The organism is Fructilactobacillus florum 8D (genome assembly GCF_000512295.1).
Taxonomy (GTDB): domain Bacteria; phylum Bacillota; class Bacilli; order Lactobacillales; family Lactobacillaceae; genus Fructilactobacillus; species Fructilactobacillus florum.
In genome coordinates this window covers 1-10,406 of record NZ_ALXG01000028.1, presented here as the reverse complement: position 1 = coordinate 10,406, position 10,406 = coordinate 1, and the positions used below count along the sequence as shown (strand labels likewise).

Here is a 10,406-nt window from a genome sequence, read left to right as displayed (position 1 = left end):
ATCACAGTGGGGCATGTGGTACATGTTCGGCGATGATGGTCGGATTGTAACGGGACTTCGTGACTGGTTTGGCTCAACGTATTATTTTGATCCAAGCACCTATTTAAAAGTAACGAATGACGTTGTTAATGTTGGCAACAATACCGTTGCTTACTTTAACGACTGGGGACAACTAGCTTACAAAACCTCTAATTCGTTTATTGGGTCGTTACTAAGCGGAGCCATTCAAACGTGGAAACAATATGGGATTTTGCCAAGTCTATCGATTGCACAAGCAATTTGTGAGAGTAGTTGGGGTAATGCTGCTCCAGGCAATAATCTTTTTGGAATCAAAGGTTCATATAATGGAATGTCCCAACTTTTGTGGACTTGGGAAGTTTATAATGGGCGTTCCGTTCACATTCAAGACTGGTTTAGAGCTTATCCTAGTTTGGCCGAAAGTATTCAAGATCATGGACGTTTTCTCTATGTAAACTCGCGGTATTCGAACCTACTATGGAATCGAAACTATGTTGATGTTTGTTATAAGATTAAACAAGATGGTTATGCAACATCACCAACTTATGCTACTACTTTGATTAATATCATTGAGTACAACGGTCTAAACTGGATTGACCAAGCACTTTAATTTAAAACCCAGGCAGTTATCAGTAATGATAACTGCCTGGGTTTTTTAATGGTTTATTATACTAGTTTTTTTAGTTGTTTTTTCACCAGCATCAAGCAAAAACAGTAGTTACTCGTGGCCGATGAAAAGGTTGGCAAGTAATTTATATTAGATTAATTACAGTGGTTTAATAATGACAGGAGTTCCAATTTTATTTTTTTGGGAAAAAGTTTTATAAAAGTAAATATTATCGGGGAGACTCATCTGAATGCAGCCATGTGAATTTAACTTGCCAAGGTTTCCCTGACGACTCATAATAGGTTGGTTTTGTGGGTTCATCACAACTGAATGAAAGAGGTAAACACCATTTCCTTTAAAGCTAATAAAGTTTCGAGCCCCCTCATCAATACCTGGCTTATTGTTGTAAAACCAGGTACCATGTTCAGGTTGAATGGCAAATTTACCGACTGGAGTCCTGGTGGTCTTTGTATCTTTCCCGGTAGAACAGAGAAATTGTTCAATTAGTTTATTTTTTTGATAGACATTGATAATTTGTTTTTTTTGATCAACAACGATTTTTAATTCAGTAGCTGGTACATTAGTTAGGTCGATATATTTCTTCCCGGTGGGCTTGGTCCAGTCGACGACCCTTTTACCATTTAGCTGGGTATGGCTTGGAGCAATTAGGGGTGGTCGCTTGCAAGCATCGGCTGGGACAGCTCCAATAACGATGCCTAATAACCCGACGATTAAAATTAAATATAGCTTTAATTTATGCACAGTGGTGCTCCCTTAGAAAATCAACAAAAACATTCACTAAATAATAACACATGTATTGAGTATATTGTACAACATCGAATTAAAATATGAAATAGTTTTTGTTAATAAATGTTTTATAAACACTTCAATTATTATTTTTAATTCTAAGCTTTATAATAGAACAACAAAAAACCACGCACTGAAAATTATTTCTGACGTGGTTTTAAAATTTTTTACTTATAATAAGACAATTAAGATGCCAAGCAGGATAAGATCTAGTCCAAAGAGAAGCCCGCTACGTAGTGAAAACAGCTGATTTTCATGCCAAATACTCCAAGCTAAGGCGCCACTGGCTGTAATGATGGCAACACTTACCATAATAATTAATTTAGCTAAAACAGCTGATGTTCCCATTGTGGACTCTCCTAATTAATTTCCATTTGATAGGCAAAACGATCGTCATCTTCAACTTTGGTGCAAATCACGCCCCGTTTTTCAAAGCCACTGCTAAGAATAACATGTTGCATTCCCTTGTTTTTGGGATGGGTATCGATGCGGACATCTTTAAAGCCTAACAAACTAGAAACCGTTAACAGACCACTGATTAATTTTCCAGAAAGACCCTGTCCGCGGTAGTCGTGAGAGACAGAAACACGGTGAATAGCCGAATAGTGAGCTTCAACACCATTTTTCCAAGTGCCTTCCTTCATATCTAAATAGTCAGGATCTAGACCGAGATGTAGTGTTGCAGAGCCAGCAACCGCACCGTCAACGTCGATTACATACGAGACACTATTATCAATATCCTTTTTGATATCTTCCGGTGAAGGATAAGCCCCTTGCCATTGGTTAATGCCTTGTTCTTTTAAATATCCCCGTCCAGCATCTATAATTTCACAAATTTTGGGAATATCCTTTTCGGTTGCCTTGCGAACGTAAACTCTCGTCATAATGTACACTTCCTAACTAGTTTAAATTAACAAATTTAAATTATAGCTAATTCCAGGTGGTTTTACAACAAGAAAGCTGTTTAGTTTTGGATGAAGTTCACTGCAAAGAATCAGCTAATCGGGTCGGTGGAGAGTCATGGCCATCCCCATGCCACCACCAATACAGAGCGTGGCTAAACCGCGCTTCTTCTGCGTGTTTTTTAGTGCATTAATTAGTGTAATAACAATTCTTGTTCCGGAGGCTCCGAGAGGGTGTCCAAGTGCTAAAGCCCCTCCATAAATGTTTAATCGGTCAAGATCCAGTTTCAATGCTTGGCAAACAGCAAGACTCTGGGATGCAAAGGCTTCATTTAACTCCACTAAGTCAAAGTCTGAAATAGTTTCATTAGTCTTTGCCAGTAGTTTTTGAACAGCATAGGTAGGCGCATAACCCATGATGGCTGGGTCACAACCAGCCTCGGCATAATCATCGAGAATCGCAAGGGGCTCAAGGCCAAGCTGGCTGGCTTTGGTAGCACTCATTAGGAGGATTGCTGCTGCGCCGTCATTGAGCCCAGCAGCATTGCCAGCGGTCACGGTTCCGCTGGTTTGAAAGACGGGTTTTAATTGTTGTAACTTTGTTAGACTAGTTTCGGGTCTAATTGCCTCATCAGTTGCAATAACTTGAGTTTGACCGTGGTGAGGGTTGGTAATCGGAACAATTTCATGCGAAAAAATTCCTGCACTATTTGCAGCAGCGGCTTTTTGTTGCGAAGAAAGCGCAAAGCGATCTTGAGCTGCTCGGTTAATTTGGAAACGCTGGGCAACTTGCTCGGCGGTTTGTCCCATCGGCTGGTTGGTTTGATAATCATTCAAACCATCACTTTCTAAGCTGTCTTCCAGTGTAAATCCGCCAAATTTATGACCCCCGCGGACGTGTCGGTTCAAGAAGGGAGCATTTGACATACTTTCAGTTCCACCGGCAATAACGACATCGCAGTCACCGCACTGAATAGCCATTTGTCCAAGTCGAATGGCCTTTAACCCCGAGCCACAAACTTGATTAATGGTAGCAGCGGTACTTTGGTTGGGGATTCCAGCCCCCAATTCAATTTGCCGGGCGACATTTTGACCACCACCAGCTTGAACAACGTTTCCAAAGATTACTTGATCAACGTGACGAGGGTCGAGCTTTGTTTCAGCAAGAATGGCTTTGACCGTGATTATTCCGAGTTCAACCGATGAAAAATCACGCAGTTGACCGTTGATTTTTCCAATGGGGGTGCGTCGTGCGCTGACGATTACAACTTTTTCCATGAAAAGACTCCTTTAAAATTTTTCCTGAGGTTCATTATACCGATAACTCGATTGATAGTATAATGATGCGAAAGAAAGGATTGATAACAATGGATCATGAACCCCAAATGCAACAAGTAGAACAAACCATCAATACCTGGCTGGCGGCGCTAGATCAAATGCCAGCTATGTTGCAACTGACGGCTACCCAATTACAGGATGTTCATGCGATTGTCGATAGCTTTAGTCAGATTACATTAGGAGGCTATCAGCGAAAACCAGCTACTTGGGATGATCAGCTAGTTGCAGATGTGATGTTTTCTCGCTTTGTTTTGGTAATGGAAGACGATGAAAAAACGGCAAAGCTGTACCAAATGATCCCTCAGGCACTAAAAAGTTTGTTCAGTTATTTAGGAAAACAGGGACTTTTACCAAATGCCCAACATTTGATTGATTGGGTTAACATCAATGCTCGGGGGCTTCAGGACCTTTCTAATCCACAGCTAGATCAATTTTATCGTGATTTAGTTGCCGCCATGCGACGTGAGGGAGTGGTTTTTTCTGACCGAGCAGCAGTACAGAGCTTTACGCAGCAATATTTGGAACAACACCCGCAAGCGGGAATTAAATTGGACCAGGAATGATTGACAGCAAATTTAAAATAATAGTGAAATAACTAAATTTTTTTGCTAAAATGATAAGAATAACTTAAGCACAAGGCTTCAATGCAAAGCTGCTGTAACTAAATTAGGGGAAAATGAGGTGATTCATTATCAAAGTACTAAGAAAAATGAATGAAAAGGTAGACTATCATTTCTATGTTAGCAAAGATCAGTCGTTGAAAAAAACTTTAACGGTTAGAGATTTGCTAGCTTTAGGGCTGGGAACGATTTTATCAACATCTATTTTTACCTTACCCGGGATTGTAGCGGCTAAGTACACAGGACCAGCCGTTGTAATTTCGTTTATCATCGCAGCAATTGTCGCTGGGTTAGTAGCGATGAACTATGCGGAAATGGCTTCAGCACTTCCGTTTGCTGGTTCAGCATATTCGTGGGTTTCGGTCTTATTTGGTAAATTTTGGGGCTGGATCGTTGGCTGGGCCCTGTTGGCAGAATATCTGATTGCAGTGGCCTTTGTGGCTTCTGGACTGTCTTCTAACTTGCAGGGATTGTTTGCTCCCTTAGGTTGGCGGCTACCAAATATGTTTGCTTTTGCGCTTGGAGTAAACGGGGGAGTGATTGATTTGTTGGCGGTGCTGGTAGTGGCACTGGTAGCTGGCATCCTGTTCTTGGGAGATACCAAGAGTTCTCAGGTTGCTAAGGTTTTGATCATTCTCAAATTATTAGCGATTATTACCTTCATTGTGGTAGGAGCAACTGCGATTAAGACGCAAAATTACGTTCCTTTTATACCGAAGGCTCGTCCTAACCCCGATGGCTCCATTTTTGGGGGCTGGCAGGGGATCTATGCTGGAGTTTCGACTATTTTTCTATCCTACATTGGGTTTGATTCGATTGCAGCTAACTCGGCCGAAGCAAAGAATCCGCAAAAAACGATGCCTCGAGGAATTATCGGGTCACTCTTACTAGCAACGGGTTTCTTTGTTGGAGTATCGCTGGTGCTGGTTGGAATGTTTAAATACACTAATTATGCTAACAACGCTGAACCAGTCGGCTGGGCTTTGCGTAATTCCGGACATTTGTGGGTTGCCACGGTCGTTCAAGCCGTGGCAGTGGTTGGAATGTTAGTGGCCTTGATTGGAATGATGATGGCTGGTTCCCGATTGATTTATTCCTTTGGTCGAGACCAGATGATTCCAACTAAAATTGGGAAATTGAATCGGCATAATTTACCCAGCAATGCCCTCTGGATTGTGACAATTTTTGGAATCTTACTGGGGGGGATCTTTCCTTTTACCTTTTTGGCCCAGTTGATTTCTGCAGGAACACTAATTTCTTTCATGGCGGTTTCACTGGCCATGTATCCGCTTCGTAATCGGGAAGGGCGCAATCTGCCGATAGCAAGTTACAAAGAACCATTTTTCCCAGTGCTGCCGATCCTTGGATTTCTAGGTTCACTAGCAATCTTTTTAGCGCTGAGTTTTGATGCAAAAATTTACTCGTTAGTCTGGTTTATCGTTGGAGTCATCATCTACTTTAGCTATGGCATTAGACATGCTGACTCGAAACTACCGCCAGCTGAAACGACGGGAAAGCAACGCAATGAAAATAGCTAAAAAAGAGCCCGCAACTAACGGGCTCTTTTGTTAGTTAATGGTTTGTATCGTGGTAATCAGGAATGTATAATAATGATAATTTATTGCACTTATGAAGGGATGGCAGACATTCAATGAGCAAGCCAATCATTGTTCCATACAATTTCACCCAAACAGACATCAATACGAAAACTGATAGTGAGCTAATCGAAGAAGGTCAGCGGTTGGGAATTGATGCCGATCAGGCAACTATTGAGCACTTTACAGCGCATCGACGTAATCTTAAAAAAATCATGGATGTTCGAAATTCGTTGCTGTATAAGCGATTATTGAAGGTTAAACGCCAGCGAATGAGTAAGTCTGCTTTTGCTTTTTTTCGGGGCACCGTTGATTTGATGAACTATGATTTCGATCAGCTCTATCAAAGTGATATCCGAGTTTTAATTGGTGGGGACGCGCACCTTGGGAACTTTGGGTACTACGGTTCTCCTGAGGGCCAATTGTTGTTTGATATGAATGATTTTGACGAGTCTCATGTGGGGCATTGGGAATATGATGTTAAACGTTTGCTGATTAGTGCGGTTTTAGTTGCAAAACAGCAAGGCTTTGATATTGAAAAACAGGTGTTGCCGCACCTAGCTGTGGTCATGAAAACATATCTAAATACGTTAATCCATTTGCATGAATTGCCAGCAATTGAAAGGTTTACCGCAACCAATACTATGGAAAACATTGCCGCGACCTTTGATGTTTTAAATGGAAATAAGGATGCTTTCGATGATTCCTACACTAAGTTAGTTAGCAAGACCGTTAAAAAGGCAATCGGGAGTAATTCGGACTATGCCGTAAAGAAATACACGGAGTTGGTAGATGGGAAACGCCGGTTTATTGAGAAGGAACCGGTTACGGTCCACGTGGGAGCCAAAACCTATGGTCGATTAGCTAACGGCTATTATCGCTATCGCGGCAAATCGCGTAGCGATGTTCGTGAATTTTTAAGTCAATTTCATATTGTTGATATTGTTAGACATGTGGTGGGGGTTGGAAGCGTCGGAACCTTGTGCTATTTGATTTTGTTAGAAAATCCGAATGGCGACTACCATGTTTTACAAGTAAAACAGGCGTTGCCAATTTATCAAAATTCAATGGTCTATGTTGACAAGAAACATTCCCCTGGGGAGGAAATTGTAAACTGTCAGCGTGTTCTCCAAAGTTCTTCTGATACATTTTTGGGCTATTTTGATACAAAGAAGTACAGTTACTACGTTCGTCAATTCAAAGATATGAAGGGCTCGGTCAAACTAGAAAAACTGGATTGGGGTGCCTTTTGCGATTATGTGTCCGTTTGTATGAGTTTGTTAGCACGTGCTCATAGTCAATCGCCGACCTATCCCATGATTATCGGTTATTTACAGAGTCACGACTGGATGCTGGCGGCATTTGGTAAATTTGCTAATAATTATGTCAATCAGGTAGAGTTGGATTACCAAACCTTTATTAAAGGGGAGCACGATGGAAAATAATCAAATTTACGAATCCAAATGTGATAATCGTGATCTTAGCTGGCTGTTATTTAATCGGCGCGTAATCGAATTAGCTAATGAGACCACGACGCCCTTGCTGGATCGACTTAACTTTTTGGCGATTGCTGCTAATAATCTTGACGAATTTTATAGTGTGCGAATTCCGAGTCTGCAGAGTCAGTTAGAACTTACTAATGATGAAATTGAGAAAAAGTCCGGATTACGTTACTCTAAGATTTTAAAAAAATTACGGCATCGAAATGCTAAAAATTTCAAATTGCAGTATCAATACTATCGCCAGCTTCGAGATCGACTCCATGATGATCAGCTTTGTGAACTTACCAGCTATGCCGCTTTAGACCCACATAGTCGCGCTAGAGCGGATCAGATTTTCGATCAGCGGATTTTGCCATTTTTGAGTTTTACTACGTACGTTGATAATTACAGTTTAAGTTATTTAAAAAACAAACGGATGGGTTTAGCCGTTTTACTCAAAACCAAAACCAAGCGTAAAATTAGACTAGTTCCGATTCCGGAAAATTTGCAACGGTTAGTGAAAATTACTGATCCAGCTGGAAGCAAAGAGATTTTGGTTGAAGATTTAATGCGGAATAATCTTGCCAACCTTTTTGATGATGGTCAAATTGAATCGATTTTAACTTTTCGCTTGGTTCGTGATCTGGATGCAACCCTAGATGTTGAAAAGGATCGAAATAATAAAGATACCATTAGAAATTTGCGACATTATCTCGCTGATCGAGAGAAGGGTCGCATTACCCTACTTGAAATAGAAGAGACGGCACAAACGAATCCGGAGTTCGTGAAAGAATTTGTAAAGAAATTTAAGGTTGCTAATCAAGCGGTTTATCAACTAGCTGGTCCGCTAGATTTAACCTTTTTATTTCCGTTGGTTAAAAGCTTAAAGGCACAACATCCAGGATTGGCATATCCCCCCGTTCATGGGCAAATATGGTCAGCTTCAACTTCGATTTTACGGTATTTGGATCAGCATGATTTATTATTACAGTATCCATATGATAGTTTTGATCAATTTTTAGAGTTTTTGCGGGCAGCAATTGCTGATCCGAAAACGGTGGCGATTAAGCAAACCATCTATCGGGTCGCTGAACATTCCCAAGTAATCGAATTATTAAAACGAGCCGCACAGCAGGGAATTCAGGTTACGGTTATGATTGAGCTGCGGGCGCGGTTTGATGAGGCTAACAACCTGAAAGTGACTGGCGAACTTGAAGATGCTGGCTGTAACGTAGTATTTGGCAAGAAATATATGAAAGTTCACAGTAAGACTTGTTTAGTCCTGACGAAGGATGGTTCCCAACCAGAAGGGTACGTGCAGATTGGGACTGGAAACTATAATGAAGAGACAGCGAAGGGATTTGTTGATCTCAGTTTGTTTTCGAGTCGTGCGGAGTATGTTAGTGATTTAGCCGCATTTTTCAACTATTTGGAACAACCGGTGGCAGATCCACCTAAATACCAAGTACTAACAGCTTCACCACATCGAATTGAGGATATGGTTATCCAAAATATTCAAAAGGTTAAGGCGCATTACTTAAAAACGGGTCATGGACATATCTTTTTAAAAGTTAACTCACTAACGGATGTTGATGTGATTGCTGCTATTTATGATGCTGCACAGGTCGGCTTGCCGTTTCGTTTGATTGTTAGAGGGGCTTGTTGTTTGCAGACAGGAGTTTGTGGACCTAAGGAACAAATAGTCGTTTCTAGTGTAGTTGGCCAGTTATTAGAGCATAGTCGCATATATGCCTTCTACGATGAAACAACTTCAGTTTGGCTGTCATCTGCTGATCTGATGACTAGAAATATGGATAATCGTGTTGAATTGGCAGCCCCCGTTCCATCAGGACCATTGCAACAAAAATTAGAACAAATTATTCAGATTTATAGTGCTGATGATGTTGATGGATTTTTTATGAATGAAAAAGGACACTACTATAAATATGAAAGTCCCAAAGGAGAATCTGCCCAGCACTTCTTTTTACAAGCAGCATTACCCCAGGATTCGTTAACAGGGACGCATTGGTGGAACCGCTTAGGGAAACTATTTCACTTAGTTCGGTGAACTATAAGCAAAAAGCGCAGACGGCTAATAACCGGTTGCGCCTTTTGAATTAGGTTAAAATGGTTGCCAGCGCGAATGACGGTCGCTCCGGTTGTTATTTGAAGACGTTTGGTTTTAAACGTTGCAAGGTTTGGTTATTTAGGAACCAATAGAGCAAGAAAGACTGGATTGGAAAAGAAATCAAGTTTTTTAAGCAACGAATCGGTAGAAAATAAAAAAAAGAAGTTTTAGCCAGTATAGCGACCCAGAGGGAGTTCAGACCAATGTTGATAATCACAGCGATTATTAACGAAACAAAAATAGTTCGCTTCAGCGAAATGTTTTCTTGCTGGTAGAACCAGATACTGTACCAGAGAGCCGCCAGGACGGCCGAAATGGTAAAACCAATGAAGTAGGGCTGCCCGCTGAGCATTGTTGAAATAAAATCGATAATGACAGCAACACCCATTGACCAAAATGGACCATACCACTTGGCAATTAGAGCCACGATTAGAAATGAGAATGTAAATCTGACGTTACTGTTACCGATCGCAAATCGATCTAAGACCAGCTCGGCTGCCATGAGCAACGCAAGATAGGTCATTCCACGGATACTTAGAGAGCGTAACCCCCATTTTTTGAAACCATTAAACATATTGACATCTCCTGACTGGAGCTGCCACCAAATGGTGAGATTAGTGGCGAATGCGGAACAAGCATCGCAAGCTGTGCTTTTCGTCCAGCGTTCACATTCCGTTCCGCTGGCACTTAACGCGCGAGTTCCTACCCCAAAAATTTTGTACCGAGTAAGTGTAACATGTTTAACCAAAAGATGATAATGTTACACGATTAGTTGACAGTACGTAATATTTTTCGTATAGTAGTTGATGTCTTAAAGTTTGTTATTCCTAATTGGCTAATATTTTTTGAGATAAGTAGTTGACGAATCTTCGCCAACCAGGTATACTAATAAAGTTGTCAAGCGATTGAT

10 protein-coding genes and 1 riboswitch are annotated in these 10,406 nt (G+C 41.0%); of the genes, 5 read left to right on the top strand and 5 right to left on the bottom strand.

All coding sequences use genetic code 11. From position 1 onward, the window contains the following. The coding region (locus B808_RS03255; protein WP_035421909.1) for a glycoside hydrolase family 73 protein at positions 1-628 on the top strand (628 nt) is incomplete at its 5' end. A 156-nt stretch (positions 629-784) separates the two neighbouring features. On the opposite strand, the gene B808_RS06370 is transcribed toward B808_RS03255, so the two are convergent. The 4 genes from B808_RS06370 to B808_RS03240 all read right to left on the bottom strand — a co-directional run bounded on the left by B808_RS06370 (position 785) and on the right by B808_RS03240 (position 3,612). Next, the gene (locus tag B808_RS06370) at positions 785-1,387 is read right to left on the bottom strand and encodes a L,D-transpeptidase (protein WP_051393802.1); all 603 of its coding nucleotides are present in this window, start codon (positions 1,385-1,387) and stop codon (positions 785-787) included. Positions 1,388-1,603: 216 nt separating this feature from the next. Then, the gene (locus B808_RS06545) at positions 1,604-1,780 is read right to left on the bottom strand and encodes a hypothetical protein (protein WP_155830453.1); all 177 of its coding nucleotides are present in this window, start codon (positions 1,778-1,780) and stop codon (positions 1,604-1,606) included. An 11-nt stretch (positions 1,781-1,791) separates the two neighbouring features. Continuing rightward, positions 1,792-2,316: a GNAT family N-acetyltransferase gene (locus tag B808_RS03245; RefSeq protein WP_009166462.1), complete on the bottom strand. Its 525-nt coding sequence runs from the start codon at positions 2,314-2,316 to the stop codon at positions 1,792-1,794. A 114-nt stretch (positions 2,317-2,430) separates the two neighbouring features. Beyond that, entirely contained in the window at positions 2,431-3,612 is a 1,182-nt protein-coding gene (locus tag B808_RS03240; RefSeq protein WP_035421905.1) for a thiolase family protein, read from the bottom strand. Between the two features lie 89 nt (positions 3,613-3,701). On the opposite strand from B808_RS03240, the gene B808_RS03235 reads away from it, so the two are divergent. From B808_RS03235 to ppk1, 4 genes are all read left to right on the top strand, one after another. After that, on the top strand, positions 3,702-4,235 hold the full coding sequence (locus B808_RS03235; protein WP_035421903.1) for a hypothetical protein: 534 nt from the start codon (positions 3,702-3,704) through the stop codon (positions 4,233-4,235). Between the two features lie 125 nt (positions 4,236-4,360). Continuing rightward, positions 4,361-5,830 (top strand): APC family permease, encoded by a 1,470-nt coding sequence (locus tag B808_RS03230; protein ID WP_404825385.1) that lies wholly within the window; start codon positions 4,361-4,363, stop codon positions 5,828-5,830. A 113-nt stretch (positions 5,831-5,943) separates the two neighbouring features. Continuing rightward, the gene (locus B808_RS03225) at positions 5,944-7,332 is read left to right on the top strand and encodes a DUF2252 domain-containing protein (protein WP_035421898.1); all 1,389 of its coding nucleotides are present in this window, start codon (positions 5,944-5,946) and stop codon (positions 7,330-7,332) included. Then, positions 7,322-9,436, top strand: a complete 2,115-nt coding sequence (gene ppk1 / locus B808_RS03220; protein ID WP_035421896.1) for a polyphosphate kinase 1 — start codon at positions 7,322-7,324, stop codon at positions 9,434-9,436. The genes B808_RS03225 and ppk1 overlap by 11 nt, the downstream gene beginning before the upstream one ends. A gap of 94 nt (positions 9,437-9,530) precedes the next feature. On the opposite strand, the gene B808_RS03215 is transcribed toward ppk1, so the two are convergent. After that, the gene (locus B808_RS03215) at positions 9,531-10,070 is read right to left on the bottom strand and encodes a folate family ECF transporter S component (protein WP_009166468.1); all 540 of its coding nucleotides are present in this window, start codon (positions 10,068-10,070) and stop codon (positions 9,531-9,533) included. A gap of 42 nt (positions 10,071-10,112) precedes the next feature. After that, a riboswitch (THF riboswitch) is annotated at positions 10,113-10,208 on the bottom strand. Positions 10,209-10,406: the final 198 nt, after the last annotated feature.

Excerpts from the sequence above, each read along its gene's own strand:
- B808_RS03225 (WP_035421898.1), top strand. The coding sequence starts at position 5,944 with ATGAGCAAGCCAATCATTGTTCCATACAATTTCACCCAAACAGACATC.
- B808_RS03245 (WP_009166462.1), bottom strand. The coding sequence starts at position 2,316 with ATGACGAGAGTTTACGTTCGCAAGGCAACCGAAAAGGATATTCCCAAA.
- B808_RS06545 (WP_155830453.1), bottom strand. The coding sequence starts at position 1,780 with ATGGGAACATCAGCTGTTTTAGCTAAATTAATTATTATGGTAAGTGTT.
- ppk1 (WP_035421896.1), top strand. The coding sequence starts at position 7,322 with ATGGAAAATAATCAAATTTACGAATCCAAATGTGATAATCGTGATCTT.
- B808_RS03235 (WP_035421903.1), top strand. The coding sequence starts at position 3,702 with ATGGATCATGAACCCCAAATGCAACAAGTAGAACAAACCATCAATACC.
- B808_RS03240 (WP_035421905.1), bottom strand. The coding sequence starts at position 3,612 with ATGGAAAAAGTTGTAATCGTCAGCGCACGACGCACCCCCATTGGAAAA.
- B808_RS03215 (WP_009166468.1), bottom strand. The coding sequence starts at position 10,070 with ATGTTTAATGGTTTCAAAAAATGGGGGTTACGCTCTCTAAGTATCCGT.